This is a genomic window from Pseudomonas halotolerans (genome assembly GCF_039581215.1).
Lineage (GTDB): Bacteria > Pseudomonadota > Gammaproteobacteria > Pseudomonadales > Pseudomonadaceae > Aquipseudomonas > Aquipseudomonas tehranensis.
Map to the genome: position 1 here is coordinate 121,856 of NZ_JBCNTJ010000014.1, position 25,871 is coordinate 147,726.

Sequence of the window (25,871 nt, forward strand, 5' to 3'; positions counted from 1 at the left end):
GCCGTGTCCGGAATCGACGTACGCAGGGAGTCAGCGCAGAAAGTCGGCAACCCGATCAGGATCGTCGAAAGGCCAATCCAGCTCCGCACCATTGTCGACCCTGCGCAGCACCGGGATTCGCAGCCCATAACGTTCGGACAAGTCCTCGCTCTCGGCGATATCCACCAGTTCCACCAACAATCCATGCTCGACGAAGGACATCAATACACTTTCGGCAACTTCACAAAGATGACAACCCACGGTGCCGAACAATTGGCATTCAGGAGACATGGCAGGTAGACCCACAAAAAATAGATGGTCATTCTAGGCCCCCTCCGCGAAACCGTCGAGCCGGGTAATATGTCGCCCGGTGCTTCGGTGAACGCTGATGCAAATCTCTGAGCGCCAATGCTTTTCCCGCGATGCCCGGCGCTTTTTCCTTCTACGCTGTGTGGCGCAAACCTTGAAACGGAGTTCCCCTTGTTTGCCAATCTGCTGATCATTCTTGCCTCGTCCCTGGTGGTCATCGCCCTGTTCAGGCGCCTGCGCCTGCCCCCGGTGCTGGGCTATCTGTGTGTCGGGCTGGCAGTCGGCCCTACCGCCCTGGACTGGGTGAACGACAGCGAAGAACTGCCAGACCTGGCCGAGCTCGGTGTGGTTTTCCTGTTGTTCTCGTTGGGTCTGGAGTTCTCCCTGGCGAAGATGATCCAACTGCGCCGGGTCGTGTTTGGCCTTGGCAGCCTGCAGGTGCTGTGCTCAGGGATACTGCTGGGCGGCCTGTTACTCCTCGCCGGCGCCCCCCCTATCGCGGCAATGCTGCTCGGCACCGGGCTGGCCTTGTCATCCACCGCTATTGTCAGCAAGGAGCTGACCAGCCTGGGGGAAATATTCAGCAGCCATGGCCAGAACGCAATCGGTGTGCTGCTGTTTCAGGATGTCGTCGCCGTGTTGCTGTTGACCCTCGTCCCCGTTTTCGCCGGCAGCAGCGAACAACCATGGTACTGGGCGTTGCCCCTGACCTTGGGCAAGACCCTGGTGCTGTTCGGGGGCTTACTGCTGGCCAGCCGTCTGTTGTTGCCCCGGTTGTTCCATGAAGTGGCCGAATCCCGGTCCGCAGAGCTGTTCGTGCTGCTGGCCCTGGTGATCGTATTGCTGACGGCGTGGCTGACCCATCTGCTGGGCCTGTCGCCGGCCCTTGGGGCGTTTCTGGCGGGTATGTTGTTGGGGGAAAGCCATTACCGACATCAGATCGAGGCCGACATACGGCCGTTCCGCGACATTCTGCTGGGGCTGTTTTTCGTCAGTATCGGCATGTTGATCGATCTGCAATTGTTTGTGGAGGACGGCTTGCTGATCCTCGGCTTGACCTTGGGATTGATGCTTGTCAAAGGCGGCGTGGTCGCAGCGCTGGTGAAATGGCAAGGGGACGACGGCGAAACCTCCTGGCGCAGTGGCTTGGCCCTGGCCCAGGGCGGCGAATTCTGTTTTGCCCTGATGGCACTGATGCAGCAGAACCGTCTCATGCCCGCTGACATCAGCGGCCTGCTGCTGGCAGCGACCTTCTGCTCGATGCTGCTGACGCCACTGCTGCTACGTGCCGCGCCGCGTATTGCTGCCCATCTGCACCGCAAACCCAACGAAGAGGCACAGCTGGACCAGATAAGTGCACTCAATGCCGACTTATCAGGTCATGTAGTCATTTGCGGGTATGGTCGTGTCGGCCAGTCAATCGGACGGTTTCTACGCCGGGAAAACCAGGCGTTCGTGGCGCTGGACGACGACCCGGTCATCATTCAGGAAGCCAGCGTCGGGGAAAGCTGCGTGCACTATGGAGATTCACGCCGGGGCGACCTGCTGGCCGCTGTCGGGCTGAGTCGCGCCAAACTGTTGGTGATCGCCGTGGACAAAACCGACATCGCCATCAGCGTGCTAAAGGAAGCCCGCCGGCTCAATCCGCAGGTGCCGATTCTGGTACGCACCCGCGATGACAGCCAATTGGCCGAGTTGCAGGCTGCCGGGGCCAGCGAAGTGGTCCCCGAGCTGCTGGAGTCAAGCCTGATGCTGGCCTCCCACGCCCTGATCATGCTCGGGCTGCCGAACCAACAGGTCCAGCAGCATGTGAATCAGGTCCGCCGCGACCGTTATCGCTTGCTACACGGTTTCTACCCCGGGAATCAGGACAAAGAGCCTTAGCATCAGTCCTGACTGACCGCGCCGATGCTGTGGATCGAAAGGTCGGCGCTGTAAGACTCCTGCTCCTGGGGCAGACGCAGCCTCAGCACAACGCGGTGTTGCGCTGGAGTGCTTCGCGAATTCTGATTTTCTGGGTTAAGGTTTTACTCGCTGACGCCCAGCTTCAGCGCACAGGCGCAGGGGGGGCGCACCCGTACATGACAGAACCCTGGGCAAAAGTTGCACCAGTCAGTTTCACTGAACCTTCCGGCAAGGCTCATACTCGAACGCTTCAGACGTCACTTACGGAGATCCACCCATGGCCAGAACCCAGGCAAAGACTGCTCAAGAAATCCTGATGGAAGATTTTCAGACGCTGGTCAGCGACACCGAACGGCTGTTGGATCACACCGCGACATTGGCCGGCGACCAAGCCGATGAGCTGCGCGGTCAGATCCACGAAACCCTCCTGCGCGCCCGCGACACCCTCAAGTTGACCGAAGACTCCGTGCGTGAGCGCGGCCAGGCTGCGGTGATAGCCACCGAGGAATACGTACAGGCCAATCCTTGGCAATCCGTCGGCATCGCCGCGGGCGTGGGCTTTCTGATCGGCCTGCTGGCGACACGGCGCTAATGATGGGCATTGACGAATCCGACTCGTCCAAAGCGGGCACACAACCTACAGCACGCCGCCTGGGCGCAGCATTTCTCGGCTTGCTGCACAGTCATGTCGAGTTGTTCGGCATCGAATTGCAGGAACAGAAGGCACGCACAGTCAGCCTGCTGCTGTTCGCAGGGCTGGCGCTGGTATTTGCGTTGCTGCTGCTGGTCGGGCTGTCGGCGCTGGTACTGATCCTGGTATGGGATACCTATCGTCTGGCGGGGATTATCGGACTGTGCCTGTTTTATCTGCTGGCAGCGCTGTTCTGCGGGCTGCGGCTCAAGGCAGCAATCTATGACGAGTCCTCACCCTTCCATGCCACCCTGGAAGAACTGGCTAACGACCGGGAGCGCCTGTTGCCATGAGCCTGCCTGATATCCCTCAAGCCCGGACACGCCAGGAAATGCGCAAGGCGCTGGTACGCCTGCGCATGGAAATGCATCGACAGGAAATTCGCCAGGAAACCCGTCAACTGTTGCAACCTCTGCAGCGGGTGCGCGGTTTCACACAGAGTTGGCACGAGGGCTTCGGCATCAAGCACGCGCCGCTCTGGGGCGTGGCGGCGGTGTCCTTGCTCGGTTTTCTCACCGGCAAACGGACCCGCAGCGGCCGCACCAGCAGCCTGACGGGACTGATCCGGCTGGCAACGACCCTGCTGCCACTCATCAAACTAGCCAAAAGTGTGCGTAAACCCTGACGTAGCGATAGCCTATAGGCCTTGCGAGGTGCCCCGCGAACCGCGAAGCTAGTGTCCTGTTTCGCAAATACGTTCCTTTTGACGAGTGGCTGTTTTCGTCAGGCAAGGCGCCGCGACAAGTCATAGCCCGCTATGGCGAGGAGCGGCAACGCAGCATGACGACAACAGACGCCGTCAAAAAGGAACAGTATTTGTGATACTGGACACTCGCATCGACCTCATCAAACGGAGCAACCGGCCTTGGATTGGCATACCCTGCTGACTCGCGAACGCCTCGGAAAGCCGCTGCACAGCCCGGAAGAACTGGGCCGCAGTCCGTTCCACAAAGACCACGACCGCATTATTTTCTCTGGCGCGTTCCGACGCCTCGGACGCAAGACGCAAGTGCATCCGGTCTCCAGCAACGACCACATCCATACACGCCTGACCCATTCGCTGGAAGTCAGTTGCGTGGGCCGCTCCTTGGGCATGCGCGTGGGAGAAACCATCCGCAACGTGCTGCCTGATTGGTGTGAGCCAAGCGACCTGGGCATGGTGGTGCAATCGGCCTGTCTGGCCCATGACATCGGCAACCCGCCATTTGGTCATTCCGGGGAGGATGCCATCCGCTATTGGTTCCAGCAGGCCGCAGGCCGCGGTTGGCTTGACGCCATGAACGAAGCCGAGCGCAACGACTTTCTCAACTTCGAAGGCAACGCCCAAGGGTTCCGGGTGCTTACGCAACTTGAATACCACCAGTTCGACGGCGGTACGCGGCTGACCTACGCCACCCTTGGCACTTACCTGAAATACCCCTGGACCGCCCGTCACGCAGACTCCTTGGGCTACAAGAAGCACAAGTTCGGCTGCTATCAGAGCGAACTGCCGTTGCTGGAGCAGATCGCCCACAAACTCGGCCTGCCTCAGCTCGAAGACCAACGCTGGGCACGGCATCCGCTCGTTTACCTGATGGAAGCCGCCGATGACATCTGCTACGCGCTGATCGACCTGGAAGACGGCGTGGAAATGGAGCTTCTGGAATACTCGCAAGTAGAGTCGCTGCTTCTGGACCTGGTGGGCGACGATCTCCCGGACACTTACCGTCAACTGGGGCCACTGGATTCGCGAAGGCGCAAACTGGCGATCCTGCGAGGCAAGGCGATCGAACACCTGACCAACGCTGCAGCCAGGGCTTTCGTCGAGCAGCAGCAAGCGTTGCTGGCCGGGACGCTGCCAGGGGATCTGGTGGAGCATATGCATGGCCCGGCCAAACGTTGTGTGCTGAATGCCAAGGACATGGCGCGCAAAAAAATATTTCAGGATAAGCGCAAGACCCTGCATGAGATTGGCGCATACACCACGCTGGAAATCCTCCTCAACGGATTTTGCGGCGCCGCCCTGGAGCAGCATGGCGGTCGCACACCCTCGTTCAAGAATCGCCGCATTCTTGATCTGCTGGGCAACAATGCGCCCGATCCGAACGGTTCTTTACATGGTGCGTTCTTACGAATGATCGATTTTATCGCCGGGATGACTGACAGTTATGCCAGCGAAATGGCCCAGGAGATGACGGGCCGTACCCGTCAGTGAAAAATGGCGTCGGCCTCCACCGCCAGCCGACACCACGCATTCGTCAAAGCCCCCCTGTTGGGAGCGAGCCTGCTATCGCGTGCAGGCTCGCGCCCAATAGTTCGTCGCACAAGTTGCGCATGAACGTATGGGCAAACAGCCTAACCCATCACCTCCTCCAACTTACTTTAATAACAAACTCCCCAAAGAAACATCTGACCCACTATAACTTTGTAATATAAAACTAACGCAGTTCTTCTTACCTGCCTACCACACCCCTAATTACCTCGTAGTACCTCGCCTCTTTTTTTGTAGGAAACTTCTGAAATTGAAGATGTATGCCTGTCTCCTCATACGACCTCGGCTTTAACTGGGCTAAGGTGCGCGCTTTATAAGCTCGTAGGGACTTTATTCATGAACTCCGTTTTCATTGTTGACGACCATCCAGTCATCCGCCTCGCCGTGCGCATGCTCCTTGAGCATGAAGGCTATAAAGTCGTAGGGGAAACTGACAACGGCGTCGATGCGATGCAAATGGTGCGCGAATGCATGCCGGACCTGGTCATCCTCGACATCAGCATACCCAAACTTGACGGGCTGGAAATCCTCTCGCGCTTCAACGCCATGACCACTCCGCTTAAAACATTGGTGCTCACGGCCCAATCCCCAACGCTCTTTGGTATCCGATGCATGCAGTCCGGCGCCTCCGGTTACGTTTGTAAACAGGAAGACCTCAGCGAGCTGGTCAGTGCAATCAAAGCCGTGCTGTCAGGCTACAACTATTTCCCCAGCCAAGCGCTGAACCCTGTCCGTCATGATGATCCGCGCAGCATCGAGTTGGAACTTTTCAAGAGTGTCAATGACCGGGAGCTGATGGTGCTGCAACTTTTTGCTCAAGGCCGTACCAACAAGGAAATAGCCAAAGGCATGTTTCTAAGCAATAAGACCGTCAGCACTTACAAGCAAGTTTTTCATTAATGCACTTTATAAGGAAGCCGCCGCGACAGGCGAAAGCCATACCTGTTTGCCTCCTTGGCTTGACTCAAGATGCCACCCATCGCCCACAGATTGAAAACCCGCTCTTGTACCGATACTGTTCATTTGTACAGTATTTGGTGCGACGGCAATGCAAGACGATTTTGATGGTTTGGTGGACGATTCAGGCTTTGAGCTGGGGATGCCCACCCATGAGGAGCTGCTGAAACATCAGTGCGACCTTCTCTGTAGCGACCTGGAGCTAACACGCCGCAACCTCAGAGCGGCCCACAGGGAGCTTGCTGGGTTGATCGTTATGTACCGGGGTGTGCTGAAGGAGGTGGCAACACTGAAGATCGAGAACGAGAAGCTGAGGTGGACGCTGAGTGAGATCTACCTCCGACAAAGCCGAGAGGCGACGAAGAAGATGGGGTATGCCTATGGGGATCACGGCAAGAAGTGAAACGCTAGGGGCAGGTTCAACGGGTGACGTGATGGCACGGCACTCCACCGAGGCGGTAAGCTGAGGGAACCCGACATCCCGAAAAGGAGCCTCTCGTGATTATTGGTCATTCCGACCCACACAAATACCTCTACCACTACACCAGCGCCGAGACAGCGACTACTGGAATTCTCAAGTTTCGCACGCTGAGGCTCAATCCTTACATCAACACCAACGATCCGAAGGAGAGCAAAGACTGGCTTTTCGATTTCGGCTCGAGTGAAGGCAGGGATCTATCTGCATATGACCGAAACGACCTTTCCGCCAAGCTTTCTCAAGAACTCAAACACAAGACCCACGTCACTTGCTTCTCGACAGATGAAGACTCACTAACGGGCAACCAAGCTCTGGATATTAACAAGCGAGGTTTCTGTAAGCCCACCATGTGGGAGCATTACGGTCGCAGACATACAGGTGTGTGCTTGGTCTTCAATCGAGAACGACTCATCGAGCAAGTGAGAACACAAATTGCTGAAAGATATCCGGTCTACTGTGGCCCCGTCAGCTATGCCAATCACGTCCTTGAGCACCACCCCGACCACCAAGAATTCACAGTAAACGTCGATGTATTGGATAGGGTCGGGGTGGAGAAATACATGCTGATGCACCTCGCCGAATACCATCAAAACCTTTTCTTTGAAAAAATGACCGACTGGAAAGCCGAATGCGAGTGGCGCTTGCTTGCGTTCACAGACTCAGACAAGCCTGTCGATATTAATTTCGAACAATCGCTGGCAGGACTGGTATTTGGGTGTGACATCACACCAGAACACCGTAAAGAGATATTTGAGTTAAACCATTGCAGCGGCGTTCATCACATAGGTCTTCAGTGGAAAAATAATAGGATGTGGTACGACTGGAAGTGAGGCCGATATTTCCAGAGACTGGCCCGCGCCAAAATCCACTAAGCACTCTTGCTCAGCCTCCGCGTTTCCGGCTGAAAAATAAGATTGGCTGATTTTCGTCAGTTCTGCCCGAGGTGTTAAACGGGCTCACTGGGGGGGCATGCCTAGCCGCCAGTGATTATAAAATAACCCTTCCCCCTAGGACGCTTTCTGAGGCTGATTCAGACCAGCAATCGGCTCAGCTTGCATGGGATCCAAACGCAATCAAGCCCACCTTGAGCGGGCTCCTGAGACTGCCTGAAACCCTATTTCATTTCACGTTTGATCCTGTACACAGTTGCCACGCCGCAGTCAGCGAGCTTAGCCACGTCGTCGGCTGAAAGGGTTGGATTCTTGGTTATGATCGCTTGCACCTTATTCCAGAGATCGGCGTTCTTGCCCTTCCCGGCTGGCCTCCACTCAGGATCAGCAGCTCGCTTGTTGCTCAATCCTTGCTTGATGCGTTCAACACGCTTCTCCTGGTCGAGACGGGCCATGGTAGCCATGAGGTCTAGAAGCATTGCGTTGATCACTTCCATGATTTGGCCGGTAATGCCCTTATCTTCAACCATCAAGTGAGAGGTTGGCAGGTCAGCGATTACTAAACGTAGGCCCTTGGCCTTGATGGCGGCCTTCAGAGTCTCCCAGTCAACCTGTGAGAGACGACTGAGGCGGTCTACAGACTCACAGGCGATAACCTCCCCTGGCTTTGCTGCATCGAGCAAGCGCATTAACTCAGGACGGTCGAGCTTCGTTCCGCTGATGTTCTCGGCATACACGGCAACGATGGTCAGGCTTTTTTCAGCAGCGAACGCTTCCAATGCTATCCGGGCACGGTTGGCGTCTTGGTCCTTTGTGCTGGCTCTCAAGTACAAATGTGCGTTCATGGCTGGCTATCCTTTAGTCTGTTGACTTGATAGATCAAGGATAGTCTATCAGATAGCTATTTATCTATAGATATTTAATAGTCGGATCAACCCTCAGACAGACGGTTATCGGACTACCGGAAAGGTATAGACCTCAGATAGCGATCATTGGCGAAGTTTGAGAATTCCAGCACTGATGGCGGAGGCGTTCTCATCAAGGGTCGCAAGCGATGTGACAACGCTCTCATGGGTAAATGGCGAACCACCAGCTTTAGCCCACAAGGCCAACTCTTCAATGGCTGCCGCAATCGCGTGTTGGTTGTGCAACAGGAGCGTCAAAACGTCTGCTGTGGCGATGTTAGCGTCTGAGCTGTCTGGCATGAGTGTCATCCTTGAGGGTGTGAGGGAGACTAGCCACTTCCCTCACGATATAGCTATTTACCTTTTGGCTTTGTTGGTTTCTTCGGCGGGGGGATCGTCTCCACCGTCGTAGTGTTGGGGCGCCGATTTGCTTCTTTGATAGGGATGAACTCACCTGTCTTTGAATCTCTGCCACGTTTGTTAGCCATGCGCTGCTCCTTGATAACCGTCGCCACGTTGGCGACACCATCAAAGCTAGTTCAGGAAGGACTTTCCGCAAGCTGACCGGGGATGTGCGTTCTTTTGTAGAAATCAGTGATTGCGGCTCAAAACTGACGTTTTGGTGCGAAAACCTCAAGTTGAGACGCTCTCACCGTATCCAGCTTATCCATGGAATATGGAAAGCCCCGGAAATGCGGGGCTACAGAAATGCCACATACTCAAATTCCCGGAGTGAGCGCCGACAGCGGCCACAGGTTTAAGGTATGTTTCGTGTGGGATAATCGAGGTTATGCTTGAGACAACTGACAAGTGGGGGTCATTCGATGCAAATGGTGGTAGACAGCAACCAGCTACAAAGCCCACAGCTTAAAGCATTTCTTGAGGCTTCCACTGCCAACCGAGCGATATTGACGGATTACTCCGCAATAGAAGCGCTACAGGGAGATATCGTTAGGAGTTTCGCCAACGGCATGAGTATCGCCGGACAATATCCAAATCAAATCATCATACTTAAAACAACGCAGTCGGTTTGCCAGCTCAGTGGTAGGAAAGCTGGGTTGCAACGCCGCTTGATTGATACATCGCAAACATCTGGATTTGCCGACTTCGTTCAAAAGCTCAAGTTGGCAGGGAGTGGTTACCAACCGATGGTTGACGAACTTATAAAGAAGGCGAGAGACGCCGATGAACAACTAAACAGAATGCTTTCCGACGCAGCCGCTATAGCTCAAGTCTTTGATGAGCTCACAATAGGCTTCAGCAAGGATGAGCGCAAAATAGTGCGAGATAATGAACCCTTCACCATGAAAATGGTGGACACTCTTATCAAGTTGGTAATAGAGGTATCTGGAGAAATATTCAGGACCCACCCAAGAGCACCCCGAAAGGTTACGTACGAACAGTTGTCCAACACTTTTATATTTCGGAACTCGCTCTGTTGCTGCCTTCTCGCACTCGAATGGACAGCTAACGGGGGAGCCAAAGACGTCAAACGCCACAAAATACGAAATGACATGATTGACTCTCACTTTGCTACTTATGCAACATACTTTGATGGCCTACTATCCAATGATGCAAAAGCATTACGACTTTACAATAGAACCAAGGAAGTTTTAACAGCCGCTTTCAAATGAATCGCTTACTACCGATTAAAACCAGCTCATCCACTCTCAAACATTACCCCATAGATCCGGCTCGCTATCGGTAAGCCCTTTAGGTAACACAGGAGCATCAAACTTAATCTCCTCATCCAATGTATCTGCAAATCCTCGTAACGTTTCATGCACGACTACAGAAGCCTTCGGCGGCATGTCAATATATGCCTCTAACGGAACATCTTCAAAAATCGGCCCTGTAAGGCCCTGTGGAGCCACTGTAGACTCGCTGGGCGTTATGACTACCGAAGCCATTACTGAGCCCTCCCCTCTATCCAAAGACTGCGCTGAGACGGCTGTAGAGGCATGTTTATTATGTGACTCTAGTGAAGCAATGATCCTGTAACTATTTGAATAAACATAGCCACGGAGTTTCTTACGCTCCACCGCCATATAACCATGCTCAACTAGCAGCTTGATGAATCCCTTCACTGTACTAACGTCGCATCCCGTATCTTTGGCGATGTCTTCTTGATCATCAAACCATTCTTTACCTAGCGAGCGGAAAAACTCGTAGCGACTGGTCATGTGCACCCAGATGATTTTCTGAGTACCAGTGAGCTTAAAGAGTTCGCCAGTAGTTTTACTGATCCAGTGTGTAGCACGCATAATCTCATGTGTAAGCTTGCAAAATGTTTCGGTCATCGTATTCCTCGTATTAACTTATAAAGTTTTCATCTGCCTTAGAAATTCTGCCTCATCTGTAACACCTGTACGGAATAAGGCAATTGCTTCAATCATCGCAGCTACACGAGCTGCTGCACTGGGACCACCAGTACCATTGCGAGCCTTCAACCATTCCCGGCTCTTGCATTTAAAATCAATATTCATTTATATGCTCTCCTATTAAATTTATGCTCACGCATACGGTTTATTGCACAGAAAGCGAAGCTTTCATCCCAAGCACTCTCATAATGAAATCACCCTAAGCATCTCTGCACAGTTAACAGCTTTGACACGAAAGCGTTAGCTTTCAGGAATTATCTACAGAGGCGGGATCAACTTAGACCAAGCGGTCTTGCACCCAACAAACAACAAATATCAACACAAAACTAAAAAGCTTTGCTCTTGATCTTCAGTATTTACAGTGCCAAAACTCAGAGGGCGAGCCCGACGTGTCTGCGAAACAGAGCGAGCAGACAAAATCAATCTTATTATTTCTTTCTTGTTATTATCTATCTTACTAGTAGGGGATTTTCCACCGTGTACGTAGTGGATTTTCCCCTGCGTACATAGGGGAATTTCCCCTCCGTTGATATCTGGTGCAAACGCCTGGGTCAAATTTCAGGCAGCACAAAACCGATGCCTGACATCACTCTATGGTGAAGTCGAGAACATTCGATGTAGACTGCTGAAGAAGGTGGCGAATATACGCCTTTTGACCCAGTTTGTCAAGTTGTAAATAATGCAGTTAGTTATACAAAATGGAACTATCGATGCGAGCTCCTATAGTGCGCTCTGGGAGGCGTTAGATACACTCACCACCCATAGAGGCATCCCGTGCTTATTAAGCGTGATAGAGCGCATTACAGGGCGTCGTAGGAGGTAGGATAAATAGTGAGCAACTCTCATTGCTTCAGTAGCGTTATCAAAGACTTGATTCATTATCGGGTATCCTTTAGATGATAGGGCCGCAAGCAACCCTTAATTATTGCATCAATAAACTTCCTGCTGATTTCCTCTCGCTTTAATCAGCATCTTAGAAAGCTGCGCATCAACCTCGACCCCAACAACATCACCAATCTTGTTAGCCAGCGCCGTATCATCGAGACGACCCCCTTCAACAGTGACGTTAACTATCACAGCACTCTCCGAAGCGTGGGTGCTCGAATTAATGTGTTCGCTGGGAGCGGCTATCTTCCCAGCGTTCAAGTCAGTTGGCAGCAGCCAGTCACTTGGCAGCAATGTTTGTCGGCGCTGTTGTTGAGCTGTGTCGTCCATAATGTCTTTAGCGGTAACTGGCTCAGGCATCCTGAACTGCCTGTATCGGCCATCAGCGAAGTTCTCAGGCTCAAGAACGAATTTAGATAAGTCCAACTTTGGAAATTGCATCGCTACCGTGTTTGGCTCTAGAGCTTGCAATTCATTAGCCTCACCCTTGCGATAATCTTTGACATCGAAGAGCCAGTTCCAAAATCCGCCAATAGGCCCGCCTTGACGCTGGGTGCTGCCATCAATGGCGTCATAGTTTCCTGTGCCCGTCATACGAGTATCTACAGCGATATCAACTGTGGACATCTTATCTTGAACTTGTTGATCGGATGTCTTCTCAGAGCCATCGACATTACGATTTGCACCGAAGCGAAGCATCTGTGTAGCCAGCTTAGTCAACCCAATATCAAATAACGCTAGCGTCTCTTTAAAGGGTTTCATTGCCTCATTAAGTTGTCGCTCAGACTCTATTCGCTCAAGGATAACGCCTTTCAATTCCTCGCTAGCGTTGATAATGTTGTCATTCAAATAAGCTTGATTGTCAGAACGCTGTTGAGCGGCTGCAATAGAGTTCATTTGTTTGGCGAGGATATCTTGGTTAGCCTTCAGGAAGTTGGACATACCCTGATCAAAATCAGCAGCCGTAATCTTGGCATCCGTAACAGCCTGCTTGAACCATCCTGCCTGCTCTTCCACCTTCCCCTTAAAGCCCAAGCGAGTTGCAGCAGCTTGTCTGATTGAAGCAGCGACTACACCACCAACAGCATCGAACAAATCGTTTACATCAGAGCCCTCCGGGCGCCCTTTTGCTCGAATTTGGGAAATCTGGTAGTTGGCGCGCTTCTGACTCTCCTTATCAAGAGACGCTGCTCTCCAAGTAGCACTCTGATTTTCAAAAATTTTTGTTGCCTGTGTCAGAGTCTTACCTAGAGCCAGTTGTCCTTGAACAAACAGAGCAAAGCTTCTGGCCGTTTCTACTGACACTTCCTGCCCATACTTATTGCTGATATCGATGAACTGATCACGAGCAAATTTCTGATTGTCTGGATTTTTCCCGCCAGCCGCTTGGAGTGACGTATCAAAGGCTTCTGCACCACTTGCCTCAGATTGTCTTTGTGTAACACGTTCGCTTAAGTAGCTGACACCGCGTACAAGCCCGTATAGCGCTGCTGTAGCTCCCGTAACTCCTATAGCGAGACCACTGAAGTCCATAGGCTTTGGCATAGTCTGACGGGCCTGCCAAGCCTCGTGGCGTTGAGCAGCAAACTGGAATCGCTGAGCCTGCTGCTGGTGACGCTCAGTAGCGCGGGCTTCACGATTAGCGGTTGTGGTCTTAGTTGTTGCCCAGCGCTCCGCCTGACGGATCCCAGCAGCACGAGCATTATTTAAGGCAACTTCGGCACGCTGGAATTTGTTCTGAGCTAACAAGGCTTGTTGTTGAAGCTGCACCGTCCGAGCCTGTCGCTTTTGGAGTATGTCGGCCAAGCGAGTCTGACGAAGCTGGGACTGTTCAGCAGCAGCGGTTAGCTTGGCCTCGCCTAGTCGAGTCTTGAGTGCCTCTTGTTGAACTTTCTGCTGTTTAGCGGCAACTACAGCTCGTTGAATTTGATCCTTGAGTGCAGCACTTTGAAGTGAAGCCTCTTGTTTGGCACCAGCGTAAACCAACTTCTGCTGGGCGAGTTCAGTGCTAAACTGTTGGCGGCGAAGTTTAGTAAGCTTTGTTTCCAAAGCCAGCTCTTTATCCAATGATCGACGAACATCAGCATCGAGCTTAAGTTTGCTAGAACTCTTATTGCCAATGTTAAGTGATTTGTTAAGTTTGGTTTGGAGCTGCGTAGCCTGCTTGCCTAGCCTAGTCATTTGGCTTTCGGCTGTTTTCATCATCTGTGTGAAACGCTGTAAGCCGCTTGAGTCTACAGAAAACTTAAGGGCGCCAACGAGCTGAGAAATAATTTCGTTCATAGGCTACGCCCCTCCCGATACCCGAGACGACGAGGGTAAAAATAATCAACGTGGCTTTTAAAGGTTTTAGCACCACGCCCACGATAAATAACCTCATAGCCACTTGGAAGGTGATGCCGATACTGAGAGATGTATTCAGCAATGAACGTTAGACTGTTACGACTACCGTGCATAGCGACAAGGGTTGAATTTTCATCGTAATCAAACCAGTGATATCCAAAGCTGCTCTCGCCACGACGCTGAACATACATGGAAACAAGCCCAACGAAGTTTGGTACGTTTGCTGGGCGATGGACCCGGAGAAGAAGAAAGTATTCGGGCTCTTTATTCAGAGCTTGTTGCAATGTATCGGGTTTTTCCATTAAAGCTCCTCAAATTCTATATAAACCCACGATCCAGCGGGGATACCTTCATAGGCGCAGGGTAGTTGATAACTGTTGCTCATCGTTTCAGGGTGCATAGCATTAAACTCATTACAAGCCTTAGTAATTATCCCGTCACTATATTTGCTTGAACTCATCAAGACAGTAATAGTGCCCGCCCTACCACTTGCAGACTTATGTAGGAGCCCCTGTGAGCTCGCAGGAGGCGTTACATTAGACTGTTGATGCGTATGTAGCGCCTCGCTATTAGAAGCGCTTACAGGGGCTTGTAGGAGCCTATTAGTTGGATCATACTTCTCAAGCAAGATCCTGGTAGTTGCATCGAGTATCATGCTGCACTTCCATCGGCGTTTAGCTTACCAGCCTCAATTAACTCTGCACGAAGCTTGGCCCGGGAAGCGGTGAGCTGATCACGTGTCTGTTGAGCAAGCTTCTGACGCTCTTGGTCAAGTTCTCGTTGGCGCTTACGCTCATCTGCTGCAAGGGCAAGATCAATCTGTCTTTCAACCGCAGATTCAAAAGCCGCAGACAACTCAGCTTCCAACTCAGCCTTCACCTGATCATATATCGCAGCGAGGTCTTGTTCTTGCTGAGCTGCGGGCTTCTTCAGATATAGGCTGATGTATTCGCCCATTGGATTACTAACTAATGTCGCCGTTGGCAGACTACCCGGTACTGGTTCGAGTGGCGCGTAACCTTCATTAAGAAGCCGGTGGTACAAGTCTAGGGCTTCGATCAACGTGCTGGGAACAAACTCAACGATTGCTCCGGGAACATCCGTACTTGGACGCTCAAAGCGGTTTAAATAAAAGTCTCGCTTATTATTGCAACGGGCTTGGTACTCCGATTCGCTAAAGACGAACTGCATTGGTGTTTGTGTTTGCTGTTGTTTGCTCACGATAGGTGTTTCCTCGATTTTTAGTTGTGTATTACTTTGTTTGGGTTGCGGGGTGTTATTCTGTTTAGCTGCTCGACACGCCTTCTGACGACAGGCAGCGGAACAGGTTTTGCTAATAGTGTTTCGAGCGCCGTAGCGAGCGGAACATACATCACAGTTTCTAAAGATTAGAGCCACAGGCGGGCCTCCTATTACGGGGTAGTTGTCACGGATGTTTGAGTTTTACTGGAGGGATGTCACAGAAGGAGCTTCAGGTAAAAAAATAAGCCGAACGGAGTCCGGCTCAATGAGCGCATAGAGCGTTCTAAAGCTTGCTTCTTCGTGAGAGGGTGATGCGGAAAATAAGTGACAGGAATCGGCACATCGCTCCTGTCGGGCGAGCCCTAGGCGCCACCGCCTCGGCCTACACGACACACTGAACTCAAGCAGCGCTTGGTTCCATGTCGGTGATTCTGGAATTTAAGAGGATATTGCGACTGGCGTAGGAAAATTTCCCTATCTACAGGCTTAGTATGCACCACAAAAGCTATTTTGTCAAGCATAAACACGCTACAATAGCAAGCTATTTTATGAAGTTGTCGTATATGTCTTATATTTTGTCGCTTTTATCACATTAAAGAATGTTCTAACGTTGGGCCTGGAGACTTTCGTAGTCTGCCTCGGTCCAAATCGCCTCCCCCATCATGGCGTCCCCTTCAAGTGGTTCCGCTTCTAGATGTTCATCAGCCGCTTTAAGGACGAGCAATAGCTTTTCCCCTACATAGAGCCGATACCGGTTCGATTTCCGATCGACACCGGCATAACGGTAAACAGCATCCGAATGAGACGAAGTGATACGGCGATCCGCGTATATGGTGATGGTGTAACCAACACTGCGCAGCATCGCTGCAAGCCGTTGGGGGTCGTCCCGCTCTAGTTTCCAGACGTCCCCCTGCTTTTGCCATACCTGCCCCTGGGAGGGCACTACGGTAGCTTTAAGCAAGGCGAGATCTCGCTTAAGCAGTTCGCGCTCTTCATTAGCCTGACCTATCTGTTCTACAAGCTCCACAATAGCTCCCGTGGAACGAATGGCAGCCCCTAGGGACTCTATGCCCCGCGAGAGCTCTAGTAATCTCGCCTCGGCTGCGATAATTGCTTTCTCATTTACGCCCACGCTCTGTTGGGCTACCGCCTGTCGTGCAGCCTTCACACTAGTGTGGCGATAAACCGTATCGATGATTTCCTTTGGAATCACTTTCTTGTTTTCACAACCCTTCAGCTCCTGGCGCCTCCGGCATCGCATAGATACCTGCACACCCTGAATGGTTCTCATGATGTAGTTGTGGCCGCAACTCTTGCATTTCACCAAACCAACATAGAAGTGAGCAGCGGTTTTCGCCCTTGGAAGGGTTTTACGTTTCTCGCCTTCAATCTGAGCCAAGTGAAATGTGGATATGTCCACGATTGGCGGATACACCTCCGAACCGTCCCAGCGGCCTATCGCCGCTTCATTTCGAAGCCATCCTTCAACACCCGGCCCGGAGCACTTAGCAAGCGCGGCAAGGCCACTCTCACGCATGCGTCTTGCGATGACAGCTTTACCTAGACCCGAGATGTAAAGCTCAAATGCCAGCTTTACCTGGGCTGCAATCTCTGGAATCACTACACCTTCCGAGGTGAGCCAAACAGGGGTATTCCGCTTGGGCGTCTTACCCTCCTTCGCCAGCCTACGGCGGGAATCGTAAGATCCGGTGAGGCGACGACTGAGGTTGTCACTGTACTGGCGAGCTGACTGAATCTTTCCCAACAGGATGTAGATATGCCCGCCGTCCAGACTCTGGCGTGTGTATCTTATGCCGTCGTCTAGAGTGACGATCTCGACGCCTTTGCGGAGTATCGGACCCAAGATGTCCAACATTCCTAGGGTATCCAGACGGCCAGCTCTATCTACCGACTCGACTAGAACCGCGTCTCCCGACGCAATCGCGCCTGCTTCAACAGCGGCCAATAGATTAGCGAAGCCTCCGCCTTCCTTGATGTGGTCGCCTTTCCAACCGCTCTTACCCAGGTCTTGAAACGTCAACTCGCTAATGGTGTAGCCGGGGTTTTGGGCCAGCCAGTTAGCAACCATGGATTTCTGACGCTCAAGGCTTGAACCCTTTGCTTGTGGGGCACTTGAGAAGCGTGCGTAGCTAAATGCGGTAGCCATTTTTTCCCCCGAATGTGAACCTCAATCTAATTCTACATATGTGAAATAGCTACAAAAAAAGGCTGATGCAGAAACTCAAAGTCAAATCCCTGGTAGAACTGATAGAAATGGCAAAGCGCAACGCGTTGGTGTGAGAAAAAACAGGATGCTCAAATGCATAAAAAAATACCTCCTGCCGTTAAGCGCGGGGTTATATGCGCAAGTCCTCATGGCGACGCCGGGAGTGCCCGAACCCTACACACTTTTGGGTCGCTCGACGGCGGCTCATATCGAGGTCCTGCTGGATGACGCTCACCGTAGCCTGTTACAAGACCGGCAGGAACTGGTACTGGGGACGTCTGCCCCGGATTATCCGCCCTTCGATCTGTCCACCAGCGGGCACGACTACGAGGGCATGACCGCCGACTACGCCGGCATCATCGCCAGGGCGATCGGTCTGCCCATGCGGGTTTTGCGCTTTGCTTCCCGAGATGAAGCCATTGCTGCCCTCAAGAATGGAAAAATCGACATGCTCGGCACCGCCAATGGGTTCGAAGCTCGCACCCCCGGCATCGTGCTGTCGACCCCCTATGCCGTGGACCAGCCCGTTCTTGTCACCCGAACGAATGAAAGCCGTTCCCTGACCGAAGATCTCCAGGGATTGCGGCTGAGCATGGTCTATCACTACCTGCCGCTGCGGGAAATACAGAAGCTTTACCCCAAGGCAATCATCAGCACCTATCCCTCCTACCAGAACGCCATAAACGCCGTTGCTTTCGGCCAGGCGGATGTCTTTCTCGGCGATACCATTTCCACCCACTACATGATCAGCAAGGGCTACCTGAGCAATATCCGCATGGCCAGCTTCGGCAAGCATGAGTCCTACGGATTCGGTTTCGCAGTTCGAGGTCACGATACCCGGCTGCTGGAGGCTATCAACGCCACGCTGAACCAGATTTCCATCGCCGAGCAAGCAGCCATCTCCAAACGCTGGAGCGCAGGCAGCGACTTGTATCTGACTGAACACAAAATACAACTGACCGCCCGTGAGAAACGCTGGCTGGCAAGACACCCGGTGGTTCGAGTCGTCGTGAATGAAACCGCGGCCCCCTTCACTTTTTTCGATTCCGATGGCGATTTTCGCGGCATCAGCGCCGACCTGCTGGAACTGATCCGGTTGCGCACCGGCATGCGCCTGGAGATCCAGCGCAGTCAGAACGACAGCGAAATGATTGGTGCGGTGTTGAACGGTCAGGCCGATATGATTGCTGCGCTGCTGCCCAGCAGCGAACGGCAACAACAGTTGAAGTTCAGCCGCCCCTATGTCGACAGCTCATTCGTGTTGCTGACCCGCAAACAGTCTGACACCCCCGCAACCCTCGACCAGTTCGGGGACCGAAGTCTGGCAATCACCAAAGGCAATCCGGTCATTGAATGGCTGCGCAGCCAGTATCCCAACATCAGGATCATCGAAACCGTCGACCCCCTGCATGCCGTGGAAATGCTCGCCCAGGGCCAGGTCGACGGCGGTGTGAATTCTCTGGTCATGGCCAACTACTTCATTTCGTCCCACTCGCTGCGCAACACGTTGCAAATCAGCAGCACCGTAGGAACCCAACAGGCCATGTTCTCGCTGGCCACGGCTAAAAACACCCCAGAGCTGAACGCCATCCTCGACAAAGCCTTGACCAGCATCGACCCCGACGAACTGGGCGTGATCAACAACCGGTGGCGGGGTTACGTTTCGGCATCGGAACACGCTTGGCGCACTTATAACCGCCTGTTTTTCCAGATTGTCGCCGCCGTCGGGCTCTTGTTACTGCTGTCCCTGGCATGGAATGCTTATATGCAGCGGCAGATCAGGCAACGTCAACGGGCGGAGCTGGCCCTCAATGACCAGCTTGAGTTCATGCATTCGCTGCTCAATGGCACTCCCCACCCCATCTATGTCCGAGATCGCAACGGTTTCCTGCAAAGCTGCAATGACAGTTATCTGCAGACGTTCAACGTCAAACGCGAAGACGTCATCGGCAGGAACGTTATGCCCGGATCCATGAGCAATGCCTTCGAAGCGCAGGAGTATCAAGCGGACTATCAGCGTGTCATGGCTGAAGGCACCCCGCTGATCATGGATCGCCCGCTGCATATCGGCGATAGAAAACTGACCATCTATCATTGGATTCTCCCCTATCGCAACTCTACTGCCGAAGTACAAGGCATCATCGGCGGCTGGATCGACATCAGCGAACGACGCCAACTGTTCGATGAACTGCGCGCCGCCAAGGAGCGGGCCGATGACGCGAATCGCGCCAAAAGCACATTCCTGGCGACCATGAGCCATGAAATCCGCACCCCCATGAACGCGGTGATCGGTATGTTGGAACTGGCTTTGAAACATGCCGACAAAGGCCATCTGGACCGCTCGACAATAGAGGTGGCGTACGAGTCGGCTTCCGGTCTGCTGGAATTGATAGGCGATATCCTGGACATTGCACGTATCGAGTCAGGCCACCTGAACCTGGCACCCGAGCGGGTCAATCTCAGGGCCTTGCTGGAATCGGTCATACGGGTTTTCGAAGGCGTGGCCCGGCAGAAAAACCTGGCATTGTCGCTGCTGTTCGAGCCCAGTGAAGACAACCCGGACGTCCTGATAGACCCCTTGCGATTCAAACAGGTACTCTCGAACCTGATCAGCAATGCCCTCAAATTTACCGAACGGGGTCAGGTCCGAATCAAGGTCCAACTGTCTCCGGGCGCCGAGGATGACGCCCTGCACATGCAACTCGAGGTCAGCGACACCGGCATCGGCATCAGTCCGGCAGACCTGCAGCGCCTGTTCGAGCCGTTTTCCCAAGTCGACAATACAGGCCGGATGGCGCGAACGGGTGCGGGGCTTGGCCTGGTGATCAGTCGCAACCTGTGTCAGATGATGGGCGGTAGCCTGCACATGAACAGCCAGCCGGGCGTCGGTACCCAGGTCCAGGTTTCCCTGCAACTGACCACCCTGCCAAAGACAGCAGTCTGCGCGCCCCCTGAGCCTGTCATCGATACAGCCGCGACCGCCCTGAGCGTTCTCATCGTGGATGATCACCCGGCCAATCGCTTGTTGATGTCGCAACAACTGGAATACCTGGGTCATCACTACCATGTCGCCCATGATGGCGCACAAGGGCTCAAGGCCTGGCGTGAAGGGGATTTCGACCTGGTCATTGCCGACTGCAACATGCCCATCATGAATGGTTACGAACTGGCCGGATCGATTCGTCGCCATGAGCACGAACGAGCACTGCCGCGCTGCACCATCCTAGGGTTTACCGCCAATGCGCAACCGGAGGAAAAACAACGCTGTAAGGAGGCAGGAATGGACGACTGCCTGTTCAAACCCATCAGCCTGAGTGCCCTGAGCCAATGGATGAAAACGGTCAGATCCGCCGGCCGCTCAAGGGTCTTCAATGTGCAAAGCCTGCAGGCATTAACCGGTGGCAACCCCTTGTCAATCCGGCGCCTGTTGGAGGAACTGCTCAACAGCAATCGTTCGGACCGTCAGGAATTGCTCGACGTCGCCCGCGGTGGGGACCGACAGGCACTGACCGAAACGGCGCACAAAATAAAAGGCGTCGCCCGAATTGTGCAGGCGACCTCGCTGATTCAGCGATGCGAAGCACTGGAGCACGCCTGCCAAAAGGCTCAGGGGCCTGAACCCATTGGCGAATACACCCAGGCCCTCGATCACGCCCTGATTGACTTGGAGCGGGCCCTGGAAACAGAGATCGCCAAGGCAAAATAATCCAGCGTTTACTATGCTGTTCGCTCAGCAGTGCGCACCAGGGGGCGCTCTCAATTGGTTTTCCCCGGCGCGGCAGGGAATGAGTTGGGAACGCCCACTGACACTTGGAGTGACTGCAATGCCCAGCGCACCGCCTCCGCAACAACGCCGGTTCCCTCTGCACGTACACATCAGCGTGATGTTTACGTTACTCCTGCTGCTGACGGGTGTGATGCTAGGCATTTTCAACTATCGCCAGACCACGCAAATCATCCTGTCCAGCAGTGAAAAGCTGTTCAACCGTATCGAGCAGGACGTACGCCTGGATTTGTATGACACCTATGAGCCCATCCGCCATCTGTTGGGCCTGCTGGCCGATTACCCGGCGACACGCGAACCCACGACCGCTCAACGTCTGGCCCTGCTCGTGCCCTTCAGCCAGGCGCTGCGGGACAACCCGAACCTGGCGTCGCTGTACCTGGGCGACAGCAATGGCGACTTCCTGATGGTCCGCCCCTTGCGCACCGAAACCCTGAAGACCGCGCTGAACGCGCCGACCAACGCAGCCTACCAGGTCTGGACCGTGGATCGGACAGCTACCCCCGGCCAGGTTCGTGCCCAGTCGCTGTTCTACGACCAGAGCCTGACGCTCATTGGCCGTCAGAACATTGCCGACGAATCCTACGATCCGCGCAATCGAAGCTGGTTTCGCAGCGCGCTGGCAAGCGCCGAGCAAATCACCACCGAACCCTACGTCTTCTTCTCCACCCAAAACCTGGGCACCACCCTCGCCCGGCGCAGTGGCGCACAGGCGGTCATCGCTGCCGACCTGACCCTGGCGTCCCTGTCCCAGACCCTGGCCAAGCACAGGGTGACCGCCGGCACCGAAATTGTGCTGCTCGACCCCCAGGGCAATACAGTCGCCTACCCCGACAGTCATCGGCTGATCGCCGACACCCAGTCGGCCCGCCTGAGCAAGGCACGCGACCTCAGCCCGGCCATCGCCGCCGCACTCGACGACAACACCGACACCCCACGCCTGGAGGCAGGTGGACGCCAATGGATCGTTTCCCGCAGCCACATGCAGGAAGGCGGACCGCAGGGCCTGGAACTGGCGTTGCTGGTCCCTGAAGATGAGTTGCTGGCCGATGCCTATCGCATGCGCTGGCAAGGCGCGCTGATTACCCTGGCCACCCTGCTCCTGTGCCTGCCCCTGGGCTGGTTGACCTCCAGGATTCTGGTCAAGCCCCTGCGCGCCCTGGTGCAGGAGGCCGACGCCATTCGCAGCTTTGATTTCAACTACCCGGTGTCCCGTCGCTCCCCCGTGCTGGAGGTCGATCAGTTGGGCGTTTCGATGGCGCGAATGAAAGAGACCCTGGCAAGTTTCTTCGAAATCACCGCCAGTCTGCGCGCCGAAACCCGCTTTGCCCCATTGCTGGAGCGGGTGTTGTTCGAGACGGTGAAAATCGCTCAGGCCCAGGCCGGCCTGATTTACCTGCGCGAAAACGATGACGATCGGGTCAGGCCTTACGGGCTGGTCATCGATGGAACGCCTCGGGACCTTGCCGCCTTCGAGTTGAAAGGCCATGCGCTCAAGGCACCGGACAGCCCGCCATGGCTGCAGCAGCTGGACGCCTCGGACAACCTCGTCACCTCGCTGGGCTTCGAGCAGGCCGCCGACCTCAAGAGTGTCTTGCTGGCACTGGACGCCCCTCGGGTTCACCTGATCGGCATTCGCCTGCGCAATCGTCACCAGGAAACCGTCGGGGTTTTGGTGCTGCTGATCACCGACAGCGGTACTGAAGCCGACCTGGAAAAACTGCAGCCGGACCGCATCGCCTTCCTGCAGGCCGTGTCCGGTGCCGCCACCGTGAGCATCGAAGGCCAGCGCCTGCAAGCCCGGCAAAAACAACTGCTCGATTCGTTCATTCAACTGCTGGCCGGGGCGATCGATGCCAAGAGTCCTTACACCGGCGGTCATTGCCAGCGGGTTCCCGCCCTGACGCTGATGCTCGCCCAAGCCGCCGCGGCCAGCCAGGCGTCGGCGTTCCAGGCCTACCGCCCCACGGAGGATGAGTGGGAAGCGCTGCACATCGCCGCCTGGCTGCACGATTGCGGTAAGGTCACCACACCCGAATACGTGGTCGACAAAGCCACCAAACTGGAAACCCTGAACGATCGGATTCACGAGATCCGTACGCGCTTCGAGGTGCTCAAGCGCGACGCCTGGGTCGATTACTGGCAGGCCCTGGCAACGGGTGGCGAGTCGTCATCCCTGGCCCAGCGACGCGACGCGACACTGGCCCGCCTCGATGACGACTTTGCCTTCGTCGCCCGCTGCAACCTCGGCTCCGAGGCCATGGCCGACGCCGATCTGCAACGTTTGCAAGGTATTGCTCAACGCCCTTGGACCCGGACCCTGGATGACCGCCTGGGCGTTTCCTGGGAAGAAAACCGCCGCCAGGCACGCACCCCCAAACCTTCGCTTCCAGTGACTGAACAGTTGCTGACGGACAAGCCCGAGCACCTGCTGGAGCGCCACGAAGCCGAACTGATCCCGGCGGACAACCCATGGGGCTTCCAGCTCGATGTGCCGCCCTGGAAATACAACCGCGGCGAACTGTACAACCTCAGCATCACGCGGGGCACGCTGACGCGAGAGGAGCGCTATGTCATTAATCATCACATGGTGCAAACAATCCTGATGCTCAGCCAGTTGCCCTTCCCCAGTCATTTGGACAACGTGGCGGAGATCGCCGGCGGGCATCACGAGAAGATGGACGGCACGGGATATCCCAAGCGGCTCAAACGCGAGGAGATGAGCCTGCCCGCGCGCATGATGGCGATTGCGGACATATTCGAAGCGTTGACGGCGGCCGATCGCCCTTACAAGAAGGCCAAGAAACTGAGTGAAGCCCTGGGCATCATGGCCACCATGTGCCGTGACGCCCACATCGATCCAGAGCTGTTCGGGCTGTTCATCGATGAAAAGATCTACCTGAGCTACGCCAACCAGTTTCTCGATCCGCGCCAGATCGATGACGTCGACCCGGACAGCCTGCTGGCCAAAGCGGGGCTCAAAGCATGAAAGCTATCCCTGTAGGAGCTGCCGAGCCAAGCGAGGCTGCGATCTTTCTGCTGACGTTTGAATCTCACGCGGAAGATCAAAAGATCGTCCGAACGCGGCCCGAGCCTTCGCCAGCGCCTACAGGAAGCAGGTCAGCAGTCGGTCAGGCGCAGGAAAATTTCGGCCAGTTGTTCAATACCGACCCGATCATGTTCGGTAAAACGCGCCAGTTTCGGACTGTCCAGGTCGAGCACACCGATCAGGCGCCCGCCCTTGACCAGCGGCACCACCAGTTCGCTGTTCGATGCGCTGTCGCAGGCGATATGACCGGCAAAGGCATGGACGTCTTCGACGCGCTGGGTCTGGCGAGTCGCCGCCGCCGTCCCGCACACACCACGGCCAAAGGGAATCCGCACGCAGGCGATCTGGCCTTGGAACGGGCCCAGCACCAGCTCTTCGTTACGATTGAGGTAAAAGCCGGCCCAGTTCAAGTCGTCCAGTTGACTGAACAGGAAAGCCGAAAACTGCGCGGCATTGGCGATGAAGTCCCGCTCATCGGCCAGCAGGGACTCAAGCTGTGCCGCTAACAAGCCGTAGCCGTCCAGACCTTCGCCCGTGCCCTTCAAATCGATCATGCCTTATTCTCCAAAAGTTTGAGGCCTACCCAATACCGGGCAAACTGATAGGCGCAACGTCCGTTGCGGTTGCCACGCCCGGTGGCCCAACGCACCGCCTGCACATCCAGCGCTTCATCACGCTGCCAGGCCAACCCGGCCTTGGCCGCCAGCTCGCCGATCCAGTGCTCCACCACGTTGAGGAAATGCTCCTGGGTAAACGGATAAAACGACAGCCACAACCCGAAACGGTCAGACAGTGCGATCTTGTCCTCCACGGCCTCACTGGGGTGAAGCTCGCCATCGACCCGCTTCCAGTTCTCGTTGTCGCTTTCCTTTTCCGGCACCAGGTGACGGCGGTTGGAAGTGGCATACAACAGCACGTTGTCCGGCGCCTGTTCCAGAGACCCGTCCAGCACGCTTTTAAGAACGCGGTAATCACCCTCCCCGGATTCGAACGACAGGTCATCGCAAAACAGCACAAAGCGCTGTGGCAGTTTTGCGATTTGTTCGACCACCCGCGGCAGATCGGCCAGGTGATCGCGCTCGATCTCGATCAACCGCAAGCCATGCTGGGCATGTTCGGCCAGCAACGCGCGCACCAGAGACGACTTGCCAGTGCCACGCGAGCCCCACAGCAACGCATGGTTGGCCGGCAGGCCATCGATGAACTGCTGGGTGTTGCGACCCAGCTGTTCAACCTGACGATCCACGCCAATCAGGTCCGACAAGCGCATGTCGAGGCTGACTTCAAGCGGCAGCAGGTAACCACTGCGCCCGTCGCGCTGCCAGCGGGCCGCCAGCGTCCGGGTCCAGTCGATCGTCGGCCGTGGAACGGGCAACAAGGGCTCTATGCGGGCCAGCACTGCATCGGCACGCTCAAGAAAAGCATTCAATCGAGAGTCCACGTCTTCTCCTCGGACAGGTTCACAGTGATGATGGCGCAACAGCGACGAAACGCCGTACCCAATGGCGGGTCTATCCCACACAACATAAACCGGCTGCATCGGTATTCAGAGATGATCAGCTATGCTTGAGCGGCGAAGGGAAACGTAAGTGGTT

At 54.8% G+C, this 25,871-nt stretch carries 21 protein-coding genes and 2 pseudogenes; 12 read left to right on the forward strand and 11 right to left on the reverse strand.

Annotated elements, in window-relative coordinates; translation table 11 throughout:
- Positions 1-30 precede the first annotated feature (30 nt).
- Complete coding sequence (locus AAIS01_RS18835; RefSeq protein WP_214913001.1) at positions 31-270, reverse strand: glutaredoxin family protein; 240 nt, start codon at positions 268-270, stop codon at positions 31-33.
- 189 nt (positions 271-459) lie between these two features.
- On the opposite strand from AAIS01_RS18835, the gene AAIS01_RS18840 reads away from it, so the two are divergent.
- The 8 genes and pseudogenes from AAIS01_RS18840 to AAIS01_RS18875 all read left to right on the forward strand — a co-directional run bounded on the left by AAIS01_RS18840 (position 460) and on the right by AAIS01_RS18875 (position 7,400).
- Positions 460-2,172 (forward strand): cation:proton antiporter, encoded by a 1,713-nt coding sequence (locus AAIS01_RS18840; RefSeq protein WP_343470190.1) that lies wholly within the window; start codon positions 460-462, stop codon positions 2,170-2,172.
- A 298-nt stretch (positions 2,173-2,470) separates the two neighbouring features.
- Complete coding sequence (locus tag AAIS01_RS18845; protein WP_343470191.1) at positions 2,471-2,785, forward strand: ElaB/YgaM/YqjD family protein; 315 nt, start codon at positions 2,471-2,473, stop codon at positions 2,783-2,785.
- Positions 2,786-2,787: 2 nt separating this feature from the next.
- Complete coding sequence (locus AAIS01_RS18850) at positions 2,788-3,177, forward strand: phage holin family protein (RefSeq protein ID WP_343470192.1); 390 nt, start codon at positions 2,788-2,790, stop codon at positions 3,175-3,177.
- Complete coding sequence (locus AAIS01_RS18855; protein ID WP_047226383.1) at positions 3,174-3,509, forward strand: hypothetical protein; 336 nt, start codon at positions 3,174-3,176, stop codon at positions 3,507-3,509. The genes AAIS01_RS18850 and AAIS01_RS18855 overlap by 4 nt, the downstream gene beginning before the upstream one ends.
- Before the next feature lie 240 nt (positions 3,510-3,749).
- On the forward strand, positions 3,750-5,078 hold the full coding sequence (locus AAIS01_RS18860) for a deoxyguanosinetriphosphate triphosphohydrolase (protein ID WP_343470193.1): 1,329 nt from the start codon (positions 3,750-3,752) through the stop codon (positions 5,076-5,078).
- A gap of 393 nt (positions 5,079-5,471) precedes the next feature.
- Positions 5,472-6,023 (forward strand): annotated as a pseudogene (locus AAIS01_RS18865) (response regulator); the annotation flags it as partial.
- 160 nt (positions 6,024-6,183) lie between these two features.
- Positions 6,184-6,495: a hypothetical protein gene (locus AAIS01_RS18870; RefSeq protein ID WP_343470194.1), complete on the forward strand. Its 312-nt coding sequence runs from the start codon at positions 6,184-6,186 to the stop codon at positions 6,493-6,495.
- 95 nt (positions 6,496-6,590) lie between these two features.
- Positions 6,591-7,400 carry a DUF2971 domain-containing protein gene (locus AAIS01_RS18875; protein WP_343470195.1) on the forward strand — a complete coding sequence of 270 codons (810 nt, stop codon included), beginning with the start codon at positions 6,591-6,593 and terminating at the stop codon, positions 7,398-7,400.
- Positions 7,401-7,684: 284 nt separating this feature from the next.
- On the opposite strand, the gene AAIS01_RS18880 is transcribed toward AAIS01_RS18875, so the two are convergent.
- Both AAIS01_RS18880 and AAIS01_RS18885 read right to left on the reverse strand, forming a co-directional pair.
- Positions 7,685-8,305, reverse strand: coding sequence for a recombinase family protein (locus tag AAIS01_RS18880; protein WP_343470196.1), 621 nt, complete (start codon positions 8,303-8,305; stop codon positions 7,685-7,687).
- Between the two features lie 144 nt (positions 8,306-8,449).
- Positions 8,450-8,665 carry a hypothetical protein gene (locus AAIS01_RS18885; RefSeq protein WP_343470197.1) on the reverse strand — a complete coding sequence of 72 codons (216 nt, stop codon included), beginning with the start codon at positions 8,663-8,665 and terminating at the stop codon, positions 8,450-8,452.
- Between the two features lie 524 nt (positions 8,666-9,189).
- On the opposite strand from AAIS01_RS18885, the gene AAIS01_RS18890 reads away from it, so the two are divergent.
- Positions 9,190-9,999 (forward strand): hypothetical protein, encoded by an 810-nt coding sequence (locus tag AAIS01_RS18890; RefSeq protein WP_343470198.1) that lies wholly within the window; start codon positions 9,190-9,192, stop codon positions 9,997-9,999.
- 36 nt (positions 10,000-10,035) lie between these two features.
- Here the strand turns inward: AAIS01_RS18890 and AAIS01_RS18895 are convergent, their stop codons facing one another.
- From AAIS01_RS18895 to AAIS01_RS18920, 6 genes are all read right to left on the reverse strand, one after another.
- The gene (locus AAIS01_RS18895) at positions 10,036-10,665 is read right to left on the reverse strand and encodes a helix-turn-helix domain-containing protein (RefSeq protein ID WP_343470199.1); all 630 of its coding nucleotides are present in this window, start codon (positions 10,663-10,665) and stop codon (positions 10,036-10,038) included.
- Between the two features lie 18 nt (positions 10,666-10,683).
- On the reverse strand, positions 10,684-10,851 hold the full coding sequence (locus tag AAIS01_RS18900) for a hypothetical protein (RefSeq protein WP_343470200.1): 168 nt from the start codon (positions 10,849-10,851) through the stop codon (positions 10,684-10,686).
- An 825-nt stretch (positions 10,852-11,676) separates the two neighbouring features.
- Entirely contained in the window at positions 11,677-13,914 is a 2,238-nt protein-coding gene (locus tag AAIS01_RS18905) for a hypothetical protein (RefSeq protein WP_343470201.1), read from the reverse strand.
- Entirely contained in the window at positions 13,911-14,276 is a 366-nt protein-coding gene (locus tag AAIS01_RS18910) for a hypothetical protein (RefSeq protein ID WP_343470202.1), read from the reverse strand. The genes AAIS01_RS18905 and AAIS01_RS18910 overlap by 4 nt, the downstream gene beginning before the upstream one ends.
- A 349-nt stretch (positions 14,277-14,625) precedes the next feature.
- Positions 14,626-15,195, reverse strand: a complete 570-nt coding sequence (locus tag AAIS01_RS18915; RefSeq protein ID WP_343470203.1) for a hypothetical protein — start codon at positions 15,193-15,195, stop codon at positions 14,626-14,628.
- Between the two features lie 625 nt (positions 15,196-15,820).
- A complete protein-coding gene (locus AAIS01_RS18920; RefSeq protein ID WP_343470204.1) occupies positions 15,821-17,383 on the reverse strand; it encodes a recombinase family protein in 1,563 nt (520 codons plus the stop codon).
- 44 nt (positions 17,384-17,427) lie between these two features.
- On the opposite strand from AAIS01_RS18920, the pseudogene AAIS01_RS18925 reads away from it, so the two are divergent.
- From AAIS01_RS18925 to AAIS01_RS18935, 3 genes and pseudogenes are all read left to right on the forward strand, one after another.
- Positions 17,428-17,517, forward strand: a pseudogene (locus tag AAIS01_RS18925) (LuxR C-terminal-related transcriptional regulator); the annotation flags it as partial.
- An 11-nt stretch (positions 17,518-17,528) separates the two neighbouring features.
- Positions 17,529-21,149, forward strand: coding sequence for a transporter substrate-binding domain-containing protein (locus tag AAIS01_RS18930; RefSeq protein WP_343470205.1), 3,621 nt, complete (start codon positions 17,529-17,531; stop codon positions 21,147-21,149).
- 118 nt (positions 21,150-21,267) lie between these two features.
- Positions 21,268-24,216 carry an HD domain-containing phosphohydrolase gene (locus tag AAIS01_RS18935; protein WP_343470206.1) on the forward strand — a complete coding sequence of 983 codons (2,949 nt, stop codon included), beginning with the start codon at positions 21,268-21,270 and terminating at the stop codon, positions 24,214-24,216.
- Between the two features lie 131 nt (positions 24,217-24,347).
- On the opposite strand, the gene AAIS01_RS18940 is transcribed toward AAIS01_RS18935, so the two are convergent.
- Together AAIS01_RS18940 and AAIS01_RS18945 are read right to left on the reverse strand one after the other, a co-directional pair.
- The gene (locus AAIS01_RS18940; protein WP_343470207.1) at positions 24,348-24,830 is read right to left on the reverse strand and encodes a GAF domain-containing protein; all 483 of its coding nucleotides are present in this window, start codon (positions 24,828-24,830) and stop codon (positions 24,348-24,350) included.
- Complete coding sequence (locus tag AAIS01_RS18945) at positions 24,827-25,717, reverse strand: ATP-binding protein (RefSeq protein WP_343470208.1); 891 nt, start codon at positions 25,715-25,717, stop codon at positions 24,827-24,829. The genes AAIS01_RS18940 and AAIS01_RS18945 overlap by 4 nt, the downstream gene beginning before the upstream one ends.
- Positions 25,718-25,871: the final 154 nt, after the last annotated feature.